The following is a 17,806-nucleotide window of genomic DNA, read 5'->3' as shown; positions in this document are numbered from 1 at the left end:
GCGATGGTAGGAAGGACGGCGCGGGTGATCGGAGATCGCTTGCACGAACTGCGCACCGAACGGGGGATGAGCCTGCGCGCCCTCGCCGAGCAGGCCGGGGTCTCCCCGACGTTGCTCAGCCAGATCGAGCGGGGCGTCACCGAGCCCAGCCTGTCGACCCTGCGCCGCCTGGCCGGGGTGTTCGGCGCGTCCATCGCGTCGCTGTTCGAAGACCCCGCCGCGCCCTCGGTGTGGATCAGCCGGCCCGGTGAGCGCTCCACCCTCGGCGCGCCCAACGGCCAGATCCGCTACGAGCGGCTCACCCCCGGCAACGGGCAGCTCGAGGTGCTGCACGCGGTGCTGGCGCCCGGCGAGGTCTCCAGCGACGAGTTGTGGAGCCATCCGTCGCTGGAGTGCGTGTACGTCGTGTCCGGCACGCTGACCGTCCAGGTCGAGCGGTCGTCCTACACCGTGACCGCCGGCGAGAGCCTGACCCTCGACTCCAACCGCCCGCACCGCTACCTGAACACCTCCGACGCCGAGACGGAGATCGTTCTGGCCATAAACCCCCCGACCCCCTGAAAGGAGCCGGCCCGATGGACGAAACAGACATGGAGCTCTACGACCTCCGCGTCACCGTCGAACGCATCGAGGGCCGCTCGGTCTGCGGCATGAACGTCGGCGACCACTTCGACCTGACGAACAGCGCCCACCTGAAGCTGCCCGACGGGCAGCACTTCTGCGTGTACGCCCTGGCCTCCGTGCTCCCCTTCCTCGCGGCCAAACAGCGCGACCTGGCGGCCGGCGACTGGCTGGCGCAGGACACGCAGTTCGCCTGCCCCGACCCCGAGGAGCGCCTGATCATGCAGGTCTCCCGCACCTGCCGTCGCCGCATGAACTCGGCGGACCTGACGTGAACACCGTGCCCACCGTGGAGATCGGGCTCGGCCTGCAGAGCGACAAGGGCGCGGGCGACTACGCGGAGCTGGCCCGCAGCGCCGAGGAGCACGGCTTCGACGTGCTGACCGTCTTCGGCGACCTCATGTACCAGCCGCCGATCTTCCCGCTGCTGGAGATGGCCGCCGCCACCGAGCGGGTGCGCCTGGGCGTGGCCTGCCTCAACCCCTACTCCCTGGCCCCCTACGAGATCGCCGGGCAGATCGCCGCGCTCGACCTGGCCTCGCGCGGCCGGGCCTACCTGGGCCTGGCCCGGGGCACCTGGCTGGGCGCGGTCGGCATCGACCAGCAGCGCCCGCTGACCACCCTGGAGGAGTCGGCGCAGGTCGTCTACCGGCTGCTGCGCGGCGACGGCGGCGGCTACGAGGGCCGGGTGTTCCGGCTGGCCCCGGGCACCACGTTGCGCTACCCGGTGCACCGCCCCGACCCGCCGCTGCTGCTCGGCGCGTGGGGCGCCAAGGGCGCGGCGCTGGCCGGGCGCATCGCCGACGAGATCAAGGTGGGCGGCAGCGCCAACCCGGCGATGGTGAAGGTGATCCGCGAACGGCTGCGGCCGGGCGCGGAGGCCGCCGGGCGTGCCGCCGACGACGTCGGGATCGTGCTCGGCGCGGTCACCGTCGTCGACACCGACGGCAACGCGGCGCGTGCGCGGGCGCGGGCCGAGGTGGCCATGTACCTCGCGGTCGTGGCCGAGCTCGACCCCACCCTGGAGATCCCGGCCGACCTGGTGGCCCGGGTGAAGGAGCTGGTCGACGCGGGCCGGCACGAGGAGGCGGGCCGGCTCATCCCGGGCGACCTGCTCGACCTGTTCGCCTTCGCGGGCACCCCCGACCAGGTCGCCGAGCAGGCGCAGGCGCTCATCGACGCGGGGGTGCGCCGGGTCGAGTTCGGCACCCCCCACGGGCTGAGCGACCGGCGCGGCGTGGAGCTCCTGGGCTCGGCGGTGCTGCCGTCCCTCAGGCGGACGAGGTCCGTGGCGGCGTGACCGAGTGCCACGGGAGCGGGGTCGAGAGCACCATCGTGCTCGACGGCTGGCCGTAGGGCGCGAGGCGGTCGATGACGTGCTCGAAGGCGTCCATCGTCTCGGCGGCCACCTTGAGGATGCAGCAGGCGTCGCCGGTGATGCGGTGGATCTCCAGCACCTCTGGCCACTCGGCCACCGACGGGTCGCGCAACATGCAGCGGGGCCCGTAGCAGGACATCCGGATGATCGCCATCACCGGCCAGCCGGTCCGGGTGAGGTCGACCCGGGCGTGGTAGCCGGAGATGACGCCGGTCTCCTCCAGCCGCCGCACCCGCTCGGCCACGGCGGGGGGCGACAGGTGCACCCGGCGGGACAACTCGCTGAAGGACAGTCGCGCGTCGATCTGCAGCTCGCGTAGGAGCGCCCAATCCATATCGTCCATGGCGACCTTCGGTTCGTTAAGCAGTTGAGCGGTTTGGCCGTGAAACCACAGGCCAAGGGCGCATCGTACCTTTAAGTGCTCCTTCTCGCTATATGACCGTTTGGTGGAGCATGAGGTCTTGTGGAGAGCACCAACAGCACGCGCGCGGCCAGGGCCGCCGCCAACGGCGGGAACCCCACCCTGGAGTTCCCCGACGGCCTGCCGTACGACGTGTACGTGCACGCCGAGACCCTGCACTCGCTCCAGCAGACCATCAGCAAGGACTCCGGCGAGATGTCCTTCCTCATGGTCAGCCAGATCATGGAGCTGTACTTCGGCCTGACCTGCTTCGAACTGCGCGAGGCCCAGCGGCTGCTGCGCGACGACGACGTCTGGGGCGCGCTCGCCCCGCTCAAGCGAGCCGCGCTCGACATCCAGGGGCTCAACGCCGCCTGGCGCGGGCTCGACTGGATGACCCCGGCCGACTTCAACCGCTTCCGCGACCAGCTGGGTGAGGCGTCGGGCTTCCAGTCCGCCATGTACCGCCATCTGGAGTTCCTGCTGGGCCTGCGCAGCGCGACCCTGCTGCGGCCCTTCCACCGCCAGCCCGAGGTGTACGCCGCCCTCCAGGCCACCCTGCGCGCCCCCAGCCTGTGGGACGACGTCATCGCGACGCTCGCCCGCCAGGGCTTCGACATCCCCCACGACCTGCTCGAACGCGACGTGACCGTCGAACACGAAGGTCATCCCGCCGTCGAGGCCGCCTGGGTCGAGATCTACCGGGAGAACACCCCCGGCAACCACCTCTGGTCGCTCGGCGAGGCGCTCACCGAACTGGCCGACGGGTTCGGCGACTGGCGCTGGCAGCACCTCAAGGCGGTGCAGCGGACCATGGGCGAGAAGGTCGGCAGCGGCGGCTCGGCCGGGGCGAACTGGCTGCGCCGCAGCATGGCCCGCGTGGTCTTCCCCGAAATCTGGTCCGCCAGGACCCTCGTCTGAGCCTCGTCCGAGCGGAGAAAGCATGTTCACCGAGGCCGACGCCCTCGAACGCGACCTGGCCGACCCCGGCCACCGCGAGCTCTTCCACGTTCCCCCGGCCGAGGGCGGCCGTTACGCCGAGACCGCCTACCTGGCCGGCAATTCTCTGGGGTTGCAGCCCAGGGCGACCCGAGGCGACCTGCTCGACGACCTGGACGCCTGGGCGCGCCTCGGCGTCGAGGGCCATCTCGACGCGGCCCGCCCGTGGTTGCCCTACCACGAGTTCCTGACCGGCACCGCGGCCCGGCTGGTCGGCGCGCTGCCGCAGGAGACCGTGGTGATGAACTCGCTGACGGTCAACCTGCACCTGCTGATGGTGTCCTTCTACCGGCCCACCGGCACCCGGACGAAGATCGTCATCGAGGACACCGCCTTCCCCTCCGACAGCTACGCGGTCCGCAGTCAGGCCCGCTTCCACGGCCTCGACCCCGACGCGACGGTGGTCAGGCTCGACCCCGCCGACGTGCTGAGCTACCTCGCCCATGAGGGCCACGAGGTCGCTCTGGTGCTGCTCGGCGGGGTCAACTACCTCACCGGCGAGCTCATGGACATCCCGGCGATCACCCGCGCGGGGCACGAGGCCGGCGCGCTGGTCGGCTGGGACCTGGCGCACGCCGCCGGGAACGTCCCGCTGGAGCTGCACGAATGGGGGCCCGACTTCGCGGCCTGGTGCTCCTACAAGTATTTGAACGCGGGGCCGGGCGCGCTCGGCGGCGTGTTCGTCCATGAGCGGCATCTCGGCGACCCGGCCGTGCAGCGGTTCGAGGGCTGGTGGAGCACCGAACCGGCCACCCGGTTCGAGATGACGCCGGTCTCCCGTCCCCCGGCGACGGCCGACGCGTGGCAGATCTCCAACCCGCCGATCTACGCCATGGGCCCGGTCCGCACCTCCCTGGAGATCTTCGACCGCGCCGGCATGGCCGCCCTGCGCGCCCGGAGCACCCGCCTCACCGGCTACCTGGAAACGCTGCTCGACGAGCTCCCGATCACCGTGGTGACCCCGCGCGACCCCGCCCGGAGGGGCAGCCAGCTCTCCCTGCGCGTCGGCGGCGGCAGCGCCCACGAGCTGGCCAGACGGCTGCGTTTCGAGTTCGGCGTGATCACCGACGCCCGGGAGCCCGACATCGTCCGGGCCGCGCCGGTGCCCCTGTACTGCACCTACCACGACTGCTGGCGTCTGGCCGACGCCCTCGCGCACGTCATCGAGGAGGTCCGATGAGCGACCCGGACGAGATAGCGGTGGTCGGCGCCGGCCTGGCCGGTTGCCTGCTCGCCTGCTTCCTGGCCCGGCGCGGCCTCAGGGTCGCCCTGTACGAACGGCGTCCCGACCCCCGGACCGGCGCGGTCGAGCGGGGTCGCTCGATCAACCTGGCCCTGTCGGAGCGCGGCCTCGACGCGCTGCGCCGCATCGGCCTGGACAGGCAGGTCATGGCCGACGCGCTGCCGATGCGCGGCCGTGTCATCCACCCCGTGAAGGGCGAACTCGACTTCCAGCCCTACAGCCACGACGGGCAGCGGGCGATCAACTCGATCAGCCGCTCGGCCCTCAACAACGCCCTGCTCACCGCGGCGGCCGGGCAGCCCGGCGTGCGCATCGCCTTCGACCACCGGCTGACCGGCCTCGACCCGCGCACGGGCGAGATGACGTACGAGACCCCCGACGGCACCACGAAGGCCAGGGCGGCCGTGGTGCTCGGGGCCGACGGCGCCGGTTCGGCGGTGCGGGCCCAGTTGCTCGCGCACGCCGGGCTGACCGAGAGCCTCGACTTCCTCGACTACGGCTACAAGGAGCTGCGCATCCCGCCCCGCGACGGGGAGTTCGCGCTGTCCCCCGACGCGCTGCACATCTGGCCGCGCGGCACCTCCATGATGATCGCGCTGCCCAACCCCGACCGCTCGTTCACCTGCACCCTGTTCTGGCCCACCAGCGGCACCAGCAGCTTCGCCTCGATCGGCAGCCCGGCGGCGATCGAGCGCCACTTCGCCGAGCACTACCCCGACCTGATCGAGCTGGCCCCCACCCTCGTCGAGGACTACCGGCACAACCCCGTCGGCGCACTCGGCACCGTGCGCTGCACCCCCTGGCACGTCGGCGGCACCGCCGCGCTGATCGGCGACGCGGCCCACGCGATCGTGCCGTTCTACGGCCAGGGCGCCAACTGCGCCTTCGAGGACGTCGTCGAGCTCGACCGCTGCCTGGAGGAGACCGGCGGCGACTGGACCCGTGCGCTCCCCCTCTACGAGGAGCGGCGCCGGGACAACACCGAGGCCATCGCCCGGATGGCCCTGGCCAACTTCGTCGAGATGCGCGACAAGGTCGCCTCCCCCGTCTTCCAGCTCCAGAAGAAGGTGGAGCACGCGCTGGAGCGGGCCCTGCCCGGCCGTTACGTCTCCCGCTATGAACTGGTGTCCTTCTCGACCGTGCCCTACGCGCAGGTCTGGCGACGGGTGCGCCGTCAGCACCGGGTGCTCGGCGCGGCCGTCGGCGCGGGAGCGCTGCTCATCGGCGGCGCGATCCTGCGAGGGAGGCGGAGCGCATGACACTGTGGACGCCGGACCTGATGTCCGGACGCCCGGCCGGCGAGCCCGGCCTGCTGCGCAACTTCGTCGACGGCCGGTTCGTGCCGGAGGGGAAGAGGTTCGCCAAGGTCAGCCCGGTCACCGGGGAGACCGTCTTCGAGGTCGCCGAGGCCGGGGCCGACACCGTCGACGCGGCGGTGCGCGCCGCCCGCCGGGCGCTGCGCGGGCCGTGGGGCCGCATGGACGAGCGCGCACGCGCGAAGATCCTGAACGCCGTCGCCGACGAGCTCGACCGGCGCTTCGACGACCTGGTCACGGCCGAGGTCGCCGACACCGGCAAACCGATCTCGCAGGCCAGGACGCTGGACATCCCGCGCGGGGCGGCCAACTTCCGGGCCTTCGCGGAGATCGCCGCGACCGCCCCCACCGAGTCGTTCGTCACCGGCGGCCGGGCGATCAACTACGCGGTCCGCAAGCCCGTCGGCGTGGTGGCGGTCATCGTGCCGTGGAACCTGCCGCTGCTGCTGCTGACCTGGAAGGTCGCGCCCGCGCTGGCCTGCGGGAACGCGGTCGTCGTGAAGCCGTCGGAGGAGACGCCGGCGTCGGCGACGCTGCTGGCCGAGGTGATGGCGGCGGTCGGCGTGCCCGACGGCGTGTTCAACCTGGTGCACGGCTTCGGCCCCGGCTCGGCGGGCGAGTTCCTCACCACGCACCCCGAGGTGGACGCGATCACCTTCACCGGCGAGTCGGCCACCGGCAGCGCGATCATGCGGGCCGCCGCCGACGGCGTGAAGGCGGTCTCGTTCGAGCTGGGCGGCAAGAACGCCGGGCTGGTCTTCGCCGACGCCGACCTCGACGCCGCCGTGGAGGGCTCGGTCCGCTCCAGCTTCACCAACGGCGGCCAGGTCTGCCTGTGCACCGAACGGCTCTACGTGCAGCGGCCGGTCTTCGAGGAGTTCACCGAGCGCCTGGCCCGGCGGGCCGCCGAGCAGGGGTTCGGCTGGCCGTCCGACCCGGCGACCGGCACGATGCCGCTGATCTCCCGCGGCCACCGCGACAAGGTGCTCGGCTACTACGACCTGGCCCGCGCCGAGGGCGCGACCGTGCTCGCGGGGGGTGACGTGCCGGTCTTCGGCGACGCCCGGGACGGCGGGGCGTACGTGCGGCCGACCGTGCTCACCGGCCTCGGGCCGGACGCCAGGACCAACCGGGAGGAGATCTTCGGCCCGATCTGCCACGTCGCCCCGTTCGACGACGAGGAGGAGGCGTTCGCGCTGGCCAACGACAGCGCCTACGGCCTGGCCGCGACCGTCTGGACCCGGGACGTCGGCCGCGCCCACCGGGCCGGCGCCCGCCTCGACGCCGGGATCGTCTGGGTCAACACCTGGTTCCTGCGCGACCTGCGCACCCCGTTCGGCGGGGTCAAGGCCTCGGGGGTCGGCCGCGAGGGCGGCGTCCACTCCCTCGGCTTCTATTCGGAGCTCACCAACGTCTGCGTGGACCTCACATGACCGACATCCAGCGCGCGGCCGACGTCCTGCGGGCCGCCTACGACACCGGCACGCCCTGCCCGCCCCTGCGCGGGGACCTGCTGCCCGAAGGGGACGTGGCCACCGCCTACGCCGTCCAGCGGGCGCAGGTGGAGCAGTGGACCGCCGAAGGGCGGCGGCCGGTCGGCGCGAAGATCGGGCTGACCAACCCCGTCGTCCAGAAGGCCCTCGGGGTGTTCCAGCCCGACTTCGGGGTGCTGTTCGCCGACATGGCGGTGCCCGACGGCGCGGAGGTGGCCCCCGGCCGGGTGCTCCAGCCGCGGGTGGAGGCGGAGATCGCGTTCGTCCTCGGCGCCGACCTGCCGCACGAGCAGGTGACGGTCGTGGACGTGATCCGCGCGACCGACCACCTGCTGCCGGCCATCGAGATCGTCGGCTCGCGGGTGGCGAACTGGGACATCTCGATCGTCGACACCGTGGCCGACAACGCCTCCAGCGGCCTGTTCGTGCTCGGCACGAGCCCGCGCCGGGTCGCCGACGTGGACCTGCGGCTCTGCGGCGCGGTGCTCGAACACGACGGCGAACCGGTCTCGGTCGGCGCGGGCGCGGCCTGCCTGGGCAACCCGGCGCACGCCGTGGCGTGGCTGGCCGAGACGCTCGCGCGGGCGGGCAGCCCGCTGCGGGCCGGGGACGTGGTGCTCTCCGGTGCGCTCGGGCCGATGGTGCCGGTGACGCCGGGCGCGGCCTACGAGGCCCGCATCTCGGGCCTCGGCTCGGTCAGGACCTGTTTCGGAGGTGGGGAATGAGCGCCGGAGTGGCGGTGATCGGGTCGGGCAACATCGGCACCGATCTGATGATCAAGGTGCTGCGCCTGTCGACGACGCTCCGCATGGTCGCGATGGCCGGGATCGACCCCGCCTCCGACGGCCTCGCACGAGCCCGGCGCATGGGCGTGGCCACCACCGACAAGGGCGTCGAGGGCCTGGTCGCGATGCCGGAGTTCGCCGACGTGGACGTGGTCTTCGACGCGACCTCCGCCGGGGCCCACCGGCACAACGACGAGGTGCTGCGCGCCTGCGGCAAGATCGTCGTCGACCTGACCCCGGCCGCGGTCGGCCCCTACGTGGTGCCGCCGGTCAACCTCGGCGAGCACCTGGGCGAGCGCAACGTCAACATGGTCACCTGCGGCGGCCAGGCCACCGTGCCGATCGTGGCCGCCGTCGGCAGGGTCACCCCGGTCGTGTACGGCGAGATCGTCGCCTCCATCGCCTCCCGGTCGGCCGGGCCGGGCACCCGCGCCAACATCGACGAGTTCACCGAGACGACGTCCCGGGCGATCGAGGTGGTCGGCGGCGCCGAACGCGGCAAGGCGATCATCGTGCTGAACCCGGCGGAGCCCCCGCTGCTCATGCGGGACACCGTCTACTGCCTCTGCGCCGACGCCGACCACGAGGCGATCTCCCGCTCGGTGACCGAGATGGTGGCCTCGGTCCAGGAGTACGTGCCCGGCTACCGCCTCAAGCAGGAGGTGCAGTTCGATCCCGTGGACGCCCACGTCCCCGCGCTCGGCCGGCGGTTCGCCGGCCTCCAGGTGTCGGTCTTCCTGGAGGTCTCCGGGGCCGGGCACTACCTGCCCGAGTACGCCGGGAATCTCGACATCATGACCTCGGCGGCGCTGCGCACGGCGGAACGGATGGTGACCCGGTGAACCGCCTCTACGTCCAGGACGTCACCCTGCGCGACGGCATGCACGCCATCGCCCACCGCTACACCCCCGCCCAGGTCGCCGAGATCGCCGCCGCGCTCGACGCGGCCGGGGTCGACGCGATCGAGGTCGCCCACGGCGACGGCCTGGCGGGCTCCAGCGTCAACTACGGCCACGGCGCGGCCGCGGACGCCGAGTGGATCGAGGCCGCCGCGTCGGTCATGACCAGGGCCCGGCTCACCACGCTGCTCCTTCCGGGCATCGGCACCATCGCCGACCTGAAGGCCGCCCGCGACCTCGGCGTCACCAGCGTGCGCGTCGCGACCCACTGCACCGAGGCCGACATCGCCGCCCAGCACATCGCCTGGGCCAGGGACAACGGCATGGACGTCGCGGGCTTCCTGATGATGTCGCACATGGCCGACCCGGCCACCCTGGCCGGGCAGGCCAAGCTCATGGAGTCGTACGGCGCCCACTGCGTCTACGTCACCGACTCGGGCGGCCGGCTGCTCATGCGCGACGTCGCCGAACGGGTCGACGCCTACCGGCAGGTGCTCGACGAGGGCACCGAGATCGGCATCCACGCCCACCACAACCTGTCGCTCGGCGTCGCCAACAGCGTCGTCGCCGTCGAGCACGGCACCACCCGCGTCGACGCGTCGCTGGCCGGGATGGGCGCGGGGGCGGGCAACGCCCCGCTGGAGGTCTTCGCCGCCGTCGCCGAACTGCACGGCTGGCCGCACGGCTGCGACGTGTTCGCGCTGATGGACGCCGCCGACGACCTGGTCCGGCCGCTGCAGGACCGGCCCGTGCGGGTCGACCGCGAGACGCTCTCGCTCGGCTACGCCGGGGTCTACTCCAGCTTCCTGCGGCACGCCGAACGCGCCGCCGACCGCTACGGCGTGGACGTGCGCGCCATCCTGGTCGAACTGGGCCGCCGCCGGATGGTCGGCGGCCAGGAGGACATGATCGTCGACGTGGCGCTGGACCTCGGAGGGAAAGCATGATCAGCGAGCTCGCCGACCGCCTGGACCGGGCGGCGTCGACGGCCACGGCCATCCCGCGCCTCGCGGCGGCGGCCCGTCTGGACCCTTCCGGGGCCTACGACGTGCAGCGCGCGCTGGTCGAACGGCGGCTGGCGCGGGGCGACCGGCTGACCGGCGTGAAGATGGGCCTGACCAGCCGCGCCAAGATGGCGCAGGTCGGCGTGGACGAGGTCATCTGGGGCCACCTCACCGACGGCATGCGGATCGACGACGGCGGCCGGGTCGACCTGACGCGGCTGATCCACCCCCGGGCCGAGCCGGAGGTCGCGTTCCTACTCTCGAACTCGGCCGTCGAGGCCGTCGCTCCGGCGCTGGAGGTGATCGACTCGCGCTTCGAGGGCTTCGACTTCTCGCTGCCGGACGTGATCGCCGACAACACCTCGGCGGCCGGTTACGTCGTCGGCCCGTGGCGGCCGGCGCCCGAGGGGCTGGACAACCTCGGCGTGCTGCTGGAGGTGAACGGCCGGGTCGTCCAGACCGGCTCGACGGCCGCCATCCTCGGCGACCCGCGCAGGGCCTTCGACGCGGCGATCCGCCTGGCAGGCGGGCGCGGCGTGGAACTGCGGGACGGCTGGATCGTCCTGGCCGGGGCCGCGACGGCGGCGGTGCCCCTGAACCCGGGCGACCACGTCCGCACGGTCATCGAGAAGCTCGGCACGGCGTCCTTGAAGGTCGGCTCATGAGCGCGGGCAAGATCGTTCCTGGAAAAGCCACTCCCCGGGGCCGTTTTCCACATGTGAAGATCGCCGGAGGGTTCGCCTTCGTCTCGGGCACCTCCAGCCGTCGTCCCGACAACACCATCGCCGGAGCCACAGCCGACGCGATGGGCACCACCTCGCTCGACATCCGAGCGCAGACCCGGGCGGTGATCGAGAACATCGGCGACATCCTCGCCTCCGCCGGGGCGGGCCTGTCCGACCTGGTGCAGGTGACGACGTACCTGGTGAACATGAACGACTTCGGCGGCTACAACGAGGTCTACGCCGAGTACTTCGACGAGACCGGGCCCGCCCGCACCACCGTGGCGGTGCACCAGCTTCCCCATCCCCATCTGCTGATCGAGATACAGGCCGTGGCGCTACTCCCGGAAGGAGTCGACGAATGACCGACATCACGGAGCCGGTGAACTTCCCCGGCTGGATCGAGGGCAACAGGCACCTGCTCAAGCCGCCGGTCGGCAACAAGGAGATGTTCCCGGGCGGATCGGACTTCATCGTGCAGGTCGTGGGCGGCCCCAACCAGCGCACCGACTTCCACGTCGACCCGTACGAGGAGTTCTTCTACCAGGTCAAGGGCAACATGCACGTCAACCTCATGACGCCCGAAGGGCCGCGGACCGTGCACATCCGCGAGGGCGAGATGTGGATGCTGCCGGGCAACGTGCCGCACTCGCCGCAGCGGCCCGAGGCCGGGTCGATCGGCATGGTGGTCGAGCGGGTGCGCGAGGAGGGCACGCTGGAGAGGTTCCAGTGGTACTGCCCCGACTGCGGCAACCGCGTCCACGAGGTCGAGCTCCAGGTCCGCGACATCGTCACCGACCTGCCGCCGGTCTTCCAGGCCTTCTACGCCGACGAGGCCGCCCGCACCTGCGCCGAGTGCGGCGCGCTCCACCCGGGCAAGGGCTGATGGCCGGGCCCGTCGTCGACGTCCACACCCACCTGGTGCCGAAGGGGTGGCCCGACCTGGCGGCCCGATGCGGCGGCACGGGCTGGCCCTGGCTGCGCGTCGACTCCGAACGCGCCGCCATGATCATGGTCGGCGAGACCGAGTTCCGCCCGATCGGCGCGGCGGCCTGGGATCCGGGCACCCGCCTGGCCGACATGGACGCCGACGGCGTCGACGTGCAGGTCGTCTCGCCCACGCCGGTCTTCTTCTCCTACGACCGCCCGGCCGACCAGGCGGTCAAGGTGGCCCGCGTCTTCAACGACCTCACGCTGGAGATGACCGGGGGCGGCGACCGGTTCGTACCGTTCTGTCAGGTGCCGCTCCAGGATCCGGAGGCGGCGTGCGAGGAGCTCGACCGCTGCCTGGCCAACGGCCACGCGGGCGTCGAGATCGGCAACCACGTCGGCGACCGCGACCTCGACGACGCGGGCATCGTGATGTTCCTGCGGCACTGCGCGGAGGTCGGCGCGCCGGTCTTCGTCCACCCGTGGGACATGCCCGGCGGTCCGCGGCTCGACCGCTGGATGGCGCGCTGGCTGACCGGCATGCCGGCCGAGACCCACCTGTCGGTGCTGGCGCTCATCCTCGGCGGCGTCTTCGACCAGGTGCCGGAGACGCTGCGCCTGTGCTTCGCCCACGGCGGCGGCAGCTTCCCGTTCTGGCTCGGCCGGGCCGACAACGCCTGGCACCGCCGCGGCGACGTGGTGCGCGGCCGGTCGGCCCACCCGCCGAGCCACTACGTCGGCCGGTTCTCCGTCGACAGCGTCGTGTTCGACCCGGCGGCGCTCCGCCTGCTGGTGGACGTGCTGGGCGAGGACCGGGTCATGGTCGGCAGCGACTACCCCTACCCGCTGGGCGAGCGCCCGGCCGGCGGGGTCGTGCGCGACGCGGCGTTCCTGAGCGCGGACCAGCGGGACAAGCTGCTGTCCGGCAACGCCCTGCGCTTCCTCGGGAGGACACGATGATGCTGGTGGCGCTCACCCCCGGCCTGACGGCCGACCCCGATCTGGTCCGGCACATCGCCGAGACGGAGTTCCGGCGGCTGGGGATCGACGGCCGCGTGGTGACCGGCCTCGACGAAACGGAAGAGGCCGTCGTCGCGGTGGGCGCACCGCTCCCGCACCCCGCGCCGGTGGTCTGGTACGACCCCGCCGACACCGGCCCGGCCGAGGTCTCCCCCGGGTCCGTCCACCTCTACGGCCGCGGCCTCTGGGGCCTGACCTGGGCGATCCGGCACGCCTTCCACCGCCTGCGGCACCCCGCCGAGCGCATCGCCTACGGCCCCGCCGACGAGCAGTGGGGCGACCTGCGCCTGCCGCCGCACCACGACGGCGGCCGGTTGCCGGTCGCGGTGCTGATCCACGGCGGCTACTGGCGCTCGATCTGGGCCGCCGACCTGATGGACGCCCTCGCCGTCGACCTGGCCGGACGCGGCTACGCCGCCTGGAACCTCGAATACCGCCGCCCCGACCGGCACGGCTGGCAGGCCACCGTCGCCGACGTCGCGGCCGGCCTCGACCGCCTGACCGGCATCGATTCCCTGGACTTCGACCTGGACCTCGATCGGGTCGTGGTCTTCGGCCACTCGGCCGGCGGCCAGCTCGCCCTGCGCGCCGCCGCCGACGACGGCCGGATCGCCCTGGCCGTCTCCCTGGCCGGGGTGCTCGACCTCACCGAGGGCGAACGCCGCCGCGTCGGCACCGGCGCGGTCCCGCACGCGCTCGGCGGCTCCTCCGCCGAGATCCCGGAGGTGTACGCCGCCGCCGACCCGATGAGCCGCCTGCCCATCGGCGTCCCGCAGCTCGTCGTCATCGGCCACGACGACGACCTCGACCTGATCGACTTCAACCGCCGCTACGCCACCGGGGCCGAGGTGACCGGCGACGACCTCACGTATCTCGAAGGACCGGGCGACCACTTCGCGGTGATCGACCCCACGTCGGAGATCTGGACCTCGGCCATGACGGAGGTTGACCGCAGGGTTCGTTATTGACGTAAGACGTCATACGAATTACGTTCCCCGGTGGATCAAGCGCCCTCACCGGAAGAAAGGAACACTGTGCGTCCGTCCCCTGAAACGCGCAGACGTCCCGCGGCCGCCCTGGCGGCCGCCCTCACCACCGCGCTGCTCACCGGCGTGTTATCCGTGCCCGCCCACGCCGCCCCCACGAGCCACACCATCGTGGTCGCCCCGACGGGCGCGGCCAACGCCGACGACGACGGGAACGGCCGGCGCGACGAGCCGCTCGCCACGCTCGCCGAGGCACAGCGCCGCGTCCGCGCCGCCCTCGCCCAGGGCGACGTCAACGTGACCGTGGAACTCCTCGACGGCGTCCACCGGCTGACCGCGCCGCTGCGCCTGGACGCCGACGACTCCGGCGGCACGGGCACCACCGTCACCTGGACGGCAGCCCGCGACGCCCACCCGGTGATCAGCGGCGCGACGCCCGTCACCGGCTGGGAGCTCGACGACGCCGCGACCGGCGTCTACAAGGCCTCCGTGGGCACCGGCTTCGACACCCGCCAGCTCTACGTCGACGGCAAGCCCGCCCAGCGGGCGCGGCTCCGGATCGCCCGAAGCGACATCACGCTGAACGCGGCCGGCTTCACGATCAACAACCCGGCGCTGGCCTACCTGTCCGGCCTGCCCGACCAGAAGCGCATCGAACTCCAGGCGATGTTGTCGTTCACCAACCGGTTCGCGCCCGTCGAGAGCATCACCGGCTCCACGGTCGTCATGCAGCAGCCGGCCTGGGACAACAACACCTACGGCTACGACACCGTCCAGTCGCCGCTGCGCACGCCCACCTTCACCCTGCTCAACTCCAAGAGGTTCCTCGACGAGGCGGGCGAGTGGTATCTCGACACCACCGCGGGCGTCCTCTACTACAAGCCGCTGCCCGGCCAGGACATCACGAAGGCGCGGGTGGAACTGCCCCGCCTGGAGTCGCTGCTCCAGGTCGGCGGCACCTACGACGCCCCGGCGCGCAACCTGCGCTTCGAGAACCTGACGTTCACCGGGACCACGTGGCTGCACCCCGGCACCTCCGACGGATACGCCAACCAGCAGACCGGCGTCTTCATCAGCGGCGTCCAGCCGCACCGGCCCGCCGACGCGTTCACCTCCTGCGCGTTCGGCTGCAAGGGGTTCGAGGGCTCGCGCAACGGCTGGGCCCAGTCGCCGTCGGCCGTCCAGGTCTCGGCCGCCGAGGACGTCACGTTCACCGGCAGCACCTTCGTCAACCTCGGCTCCGTGGCGCTCGGCATCGGCAACGACGCCAACGCGCACGCCAGCGGCGTCGGCCTGGGCGCGCGCCGGGTGTCGGTCGTCGGCAGCACGTTCACCGCGAGCGCCGGCGGCGGGATCATGGTCGGCGGCGTGCGTCCCGACGCGCACCACCCGTCCGACCCCCGCATGGTCAACAGCGACATCTCGATCCGCGACAACCGCGTCTACTCGACCGCCCTGGAGTTCCTCGACCAGGACGCGATCTTCGCCAGCTACGTCACCCGGTTGTCGATCGAGCACAACTACGTCTCCGACATGCCGTACACGGGCATCGGGCTCGGCTACGGCTGGGGCGCCAACGACCCGGGCGGCAGCCCCGAGTACCTGAACCGGGGTCTGTACGACTTCCAGCCCGTCTACGACACGCCGACGACGTTGAGCGACGTACGCGTGGTGGGCAACCACGTCCGCAACGTCGTGCGGACCATGTTCGACGCGGGCTGCATCTACACCCTGTCGGCCATGCCGCGCAGCGTCATCGACGAGAACTACTGCGAGAACAGCGGGCAGCTCGGCCTCTACTTCGACGAGGGCTCCCGCTACCTGAGCGCGAGTCGTAACGTGTTCGTCCGGACCGCCGGGCAGTGGGCGCACGCCAACAACCAGAACGGCAACCGCACCGGCGACCTCACCCTGATCGACAACCACACCACCAACCCGGCGATCACCGGCATCACGAACGGCAACCGCGGCAACCTCACCCGGGGCAATCTAACCGTGACCGAGACCACCCTGCCCCTGGAGGCGAGCCGGGTGATCTACCAGGCCGGTCCCACCGGCGACCACCGCGGCGCGCCCGACGCGCAGCGGCCTCCCGTCGGCGCCGCCCTGTCTGCCGACCCGGCCGTCCTGCGGGCCGGGGAGTCGGCCGAGGTCACCGTCACCGTGCGGAACTTCAGCCCGCGCCGCGCCTCGGAGCTGGCCGTCGCCCTCACCGTCCCCGACGGGTGGCGGGCCGAACGCGTCGGCAAGCCCGTGCCGTACGGCCTCGACTCCGGCACGTCCGACGCCGAGACGTGGCGGGTCACCGCTCCCGCGTCGGTCCCGGCGCCGGTCAGCCGGGCGGAGGTCAGGGCGGCCGTCACCGGACGCGCCGACCAGGCCGCTTTCAGCCTGACCCGATCGGCCACCCTGACCGCGTTGAACCCCCTCACCTCGATGAAGGGGCACGGCTCGGTGCCCAGCCAGTTCGCCGAGGCCGGATCGGAGTTCGTCATCCTGACCTCGGGCGCCGACATCTGGCAGGACGCCGGCGGCGCCTTCGACGAGTACGGGGCCATCTACCGCGACGACGTGGCCGGTGCCACCGCCACCGTCTCCGCGCAGGTCACCCGCATGGACAACACCAACGCGTGGGCCAAGGCCGGCGTCGTGCTGCGCAACGACGTCACCGGTTCGGCCGCCTCGCCGGGCTACGCGGCCATGGTCGCCACCCCCGGCAACGGCGTGGCCTTCCAATGGGACGCCAACGGCAACGGCTACCTCGACTCCTTCAGCGGGGCCTCGGGGGTCACCGCACCCGTGTGGGTCCGGCTGGTCCGCACCGGCGACCAGGTCAGCGGCTACTACTCCCGCAACGGCACGACCTGGACGAAGGTCGGCCCGACCGTGACCCTGCCCGGCATCGCCGAACGGCAGGACGCCGGGCTCATCGCCACCTCCCACGCGGCGAACGTCACCGGCCAGTTCGCTTTCCGGGACTTCAGCGTGAGCTGACCGCACGACGCGTCCCCCGTGAGAGCTACCCGAAGTGTTCACCTCACGGGGATTCGTGACCCGCGCCCGCATTCGTAGCGTTTCCGGCGTCTCGCCGTACGGATGCGGCGCGGGTCACCGGAGGTTCCATGGACACGACACAACACGCCCGTTCCCCGCTCGTCTGGCTCCCGGTCGGGGTGGTGGCCGTCGGCGGGGTGTCGGCGCCGGCCGGGGGCGGGCCGGTGCTCGCCGTCGTGGCCGCGGTGGCGGCCACCGCCGTCTACTGGGCGGTGATGCGGTGGGTGGCACGGCGTCCGGTGCCCGAGCTGGCCGGGCGGGGGGCCGGGCGGGAGGCGCTGACCGGCGGGGCGATCGGCCTGGGGTTCGTGCTCCTCTCGGTGCTGCTGATCACGCTGTTCGGCGGCTACTCGTTCACCTGGTCCCGGGGACCGGCGGCGCTGGTCCCGGTGGTCGCGGTCGCGATCGGCGCGGCCGTCACCGAGGAGCTGCTCTTCCGGGGGCTCGCGCTGCAGGCGCTGGAGGCGCTGTTCGGCAGCCGGGTCGCGCTGGCGGTCACCGCCTGCCTGTTCGGCGGCCTGCACCTGGCCAACCCGGGCGCCACGTTGTGGAGTTCGGTGGCGATCGCCGTCGAGGCGGGGGTGCTGCTGGGGGCCGCGTTCCTGTGGCGGCGCACCATCTGGTTCGTGGCCGGGCTGCACTTCGCCTGGAACGCCGCCGAAGGACTGCTGGGCATCCCCGTCTCCGGGCACCCGTCCGAGGGGGTGCTGACCGCGCACGTCTCCGGACCGGAGTGGCTGACCGGCGGCGGGTTCGGGCTGGAGGCCTCCGTCGTCCCGGTCGTGGTGAGCCTGCTGATCGCGGCGGCGATGTTGCGCCGCGCCCGCCGCTAGGTGTACTCGGTCATGGACTTGGTGACAGTCGGCTGATGGGTGGTTGGCCGCCGAGGGCTGAGTGTGGGCGTGTGGTGTTGTAGTGCTCCAGCCAGGGGCCGAGGGCTTGGGTTCGGTGCTGGT

At 72.4% G+C, this 17,806-nt stretch carries 19 protein-coding genes; 17 read left to right on the top strand and 2 right to left on the bottom strand.

Annotation, left to right across the window (positions count from 1 at the left end):
* Positions 1 to 24: 24 nt before the first annotated feature.
* From GT755_RS28675 to GT755_RS28665, 3 genes are read left to right on the top strand one after another with little or no spacing between them, the layout of a single operon-like run.
* Positions 25 to 561, top strand: coding sequence for a helix-turn-helix domain-containing protein (locus GT755_RS28675; RefSeq protein ID WP_161482709.1), 537 nt, complete (start codon positions 25 to 27; stop codon positions 559 to 561).
* Between the two features lie 14 nt (positions 562 to 575).
* Positions 576 to 896: a TIGR04076 family protein gene (locus tag GT755_RS28670; protein ID WP_161482708.1), complete on the top strand. Its 321-nt coding sequence runs from the start codon at positions 576 to 578 to the stop codon at positions 894 to 896.
* Entirely contained in the window at positions 893 to 1,921 is a 1,029-nt protein-coding gene (locus tag GT755_RS28665; protein WP_202610639.1) for an LLM class flavin-dependent oxidoreductase, read from the top strand. Before GT755_RS28670 ends, GT755_RS28665 begins: the two co-directional genes overlap by 4 nt.
* On the opposite strand, the gene GT755_RS28660 is transcribed toward GT755_RS28665, so the two are convergent.
* The gene (locus GT755_RS28660; RefSeq protein ID WP_161482707.1) at positions 1,893 to 2,342 is read right to left on the bottom strand and encodes an Lrp/AsnC family transcriptional regulator; all 450 of its coding nucleotides are present in this window, start codon (positions 2,340 to 2,342) and stop codon (positions 1,893 to 1,895) included. The genes GT755_RS28665 and GT755_RS28660 overlap by 29 nt on opposite strands.
* Before the next feature lie 120 nt (positions 2,343 to 2,462).
* Between GT755_RS28660 and GT755_RS28655 the strand changes: the two genes are divergently transcribed.
* From GT755_RS28655 to GT755_RS28590, 14 genes are all read left to right on the top strand, one after another.
* On the top strand, positions 2,463 to 3,320 hold the full coding sequence (locus tag GT755_RS28655; RefSeq protein ID WP_161482706.1) for a tryptophan 2,3-dioxygenase: 858 nt from the start codon (positions 2,463 to 2,465) through the stop codon (positions 3,318 to 3,320).
* A gap of 22 nt (positions 3,321 to 3,342) precedes the next feature.
* On the top strand, positions 3,343 to 4,578 hold the full coding sequence (kynU, locus tag GT755_RS28650) for a kynureninase (protein WP_161482705.1): 1,236 nt from the start codon (positions 3,343 to 3,345) through the stop codon (positions 4,576 to 4,578).
* Positions 4,575 to 5,900 carry an FAD-dependent oxidoreductase gene (locus GT755_RS28645; protein WP_161482704.1) on the top strand — a complete coding sequence of 442 codons (1,326 nt, stop codon included), beginning with the start codon at positions 4,575 to 4,577 and terminating at the stop codon, positions 5,898 to 5,900. Before kynU ends, GT755_RS28645 begins: the two co-directional genes overlap by 4 nt.
* Positions 5,897 to 7,390, top strand: coding sequence for a 2-hydroxymuconic semialdehyde dehydrogenase (locus GT755_RS28640; RefSeq protein WP_235967578.1), 1,494 nt, complete (start codon positions 5,897 to 5,899; stop codon positions 7,388 to 7,390). The genes GT755_RS28645 and GT755_RS28640 overlap by 4 nt, the downstream gene beginning before the upstream one ends.
* Positions 7,387 to 8,175, top strand: a complete 789-nt coding sequence (locus GT755_RS28635; RefSeq protein WP_161482703.1) for a 2-keto-4-pentenoate hydratase — start codon at positions 7,387 to 7,389, stop codon at positions 8,173 to 8,175. Before GT755_RS28640 ends, GT755_RS28635 begins: the two co-directional genes overlap by 4 nt.
* A complete protein-coding gene (locus tag GT755_RS28630; protein ID WP_161482702.1) occupies positions 8,172 to 9,077 on the top strand; it encodes an acetaldehyde dehydrogenase (acetylating) in 906 nt (301 codons plus the stop codon). The genes GT755_RS28635 and GT755_RS28630 overlap by 4 nt, the downstream gene beginning before the upstream one ends.
* On the top strand, positions 9,074 to 10,081 hold the full coding sequence (dmpG, locus tag GT755_RS28625) for a 4-hydroxy-2-oxovalerate aldolase (protein ID WP_161482701.1): 1,008 nt from the start codon (positions 9,074 to 9,076) through the stop codon (positions 10,079 to 10,081). The genes GT755_RS28630 and dmpG overlap by 4 nt, the downstream gene beginning before the upstream one ends.
* Entirely contained in the window at positions 10,078 to 10,803 is a 726-nt protein-coding gene (locus GT755_RS28620) for a 2-keto-4-pentenoate hydratase (RefSeq protein ID WP_161482700.1), read from the top strand. Before dmpG ends, GT755_RS28620 begins: the two co-directional genes overlap by 4 nt.
* A complete protein-coding gene (locus tag GT755_RS28615; protein WP_161482699.1) occupies positions 10,800 to 11,225 on the top strand; it encodes a RidA family protein in 426 nt (141 codons plus the stop codon). The genes GT755_RS28620 and GT755_RS28615 overlap by 4 nt, the downstream gene beginning before the upstream one ends.
* Positions 11,222 to 11,746, top strand: coding sequence for a 3-hydroxyanthranilate 3,4-dioxygenase (locus GT755_RS28610; RefSeq protein ID WP_161482698.1), 525 nt, complete (start codon positions 11,222 to 11,224; stop codon positions 11,744 to 11,746). The genes GT755_RS28615 and GT755_RS28610 overlap by 4 nt, the downstream gene beginning before the upstream one ends.
* Positions 11,746 to 12,750 (top strand): amidohydrolase family protein, encoded by a 1,005-nt coding sequence (locus tag GT755_RS28605; protein ID WP_161482697.1) that lies wholly within the window; start codon positions 11,746 to 11,748, stop codon positions 12,748 to 12,750. Before GT755_RS28610 ends, GT755_RS28605 begins: the two co-directional genes overlap by 1 nt.
* Entirely contained in the window at positions 12,747 to 13,778 is a 1,032-nt protein-coding gene (locus GT755_RS28600) for an alpha/beta hydrolase family protein (protein ID WP_161482696.1), read from the top strand. The genes GT755_RS28605 and GT755_RS28600 overlap by 4 nt, the downstream gene beginning before the upstream one ends.
* Before the next feature lie 66 nt (positions 13,779 to 13,844).
* A complete protein-coding gene (locus GT755_RS28595) occupies positions 13,845 to 16,790 on the top strand; it encodes an NEW3 domain-containing protein (RefSeq protein WP_161482695.1) in 2,946 nt (981 codons plus the stop codon).
* Positions 16,791 to 16,918: 128 nt separating this feature from the next.
* Positions 16,919 to 17,683, top strand: a complete 765-nt coding sequence (locus tag GT755_RS28590; protein ID WP_161482694.1) for a CPBP family intramembrane glutamic endopeptidase — start codon at positions 16,919 to 16,921, stop codon at positions 17,681 to 17,683.
* 10 nt (positions 17,684 to 17,693) lie between these two features.
* Here GT755_RS28590 and GT755_RS28585 read toward each other — a convergent pair.
* Positions 17,694 to 17,806: integrase core domain-containing protein (locus tag GT755_RS28585; RefSeq protein ID WP_161482693.1), on the bottom strand; the 113-nt coding region annotated here is incomplete at its 5' end.

Origin of the sequence: Herbidospora solisilvae (genome assembly GCF_009901565.1) — a bacterium.
GTDB lineage: Bacteria > Actinomycetota > Actinomycetes > Streptosporangiales > Streptosporangiaceae > Herbidospora > Herbidospora solisilvae.
Note: the sequence above shows the minus strand (reverse complement) of the source record. Positions and strands in the feature narration are given on the sequence as shown.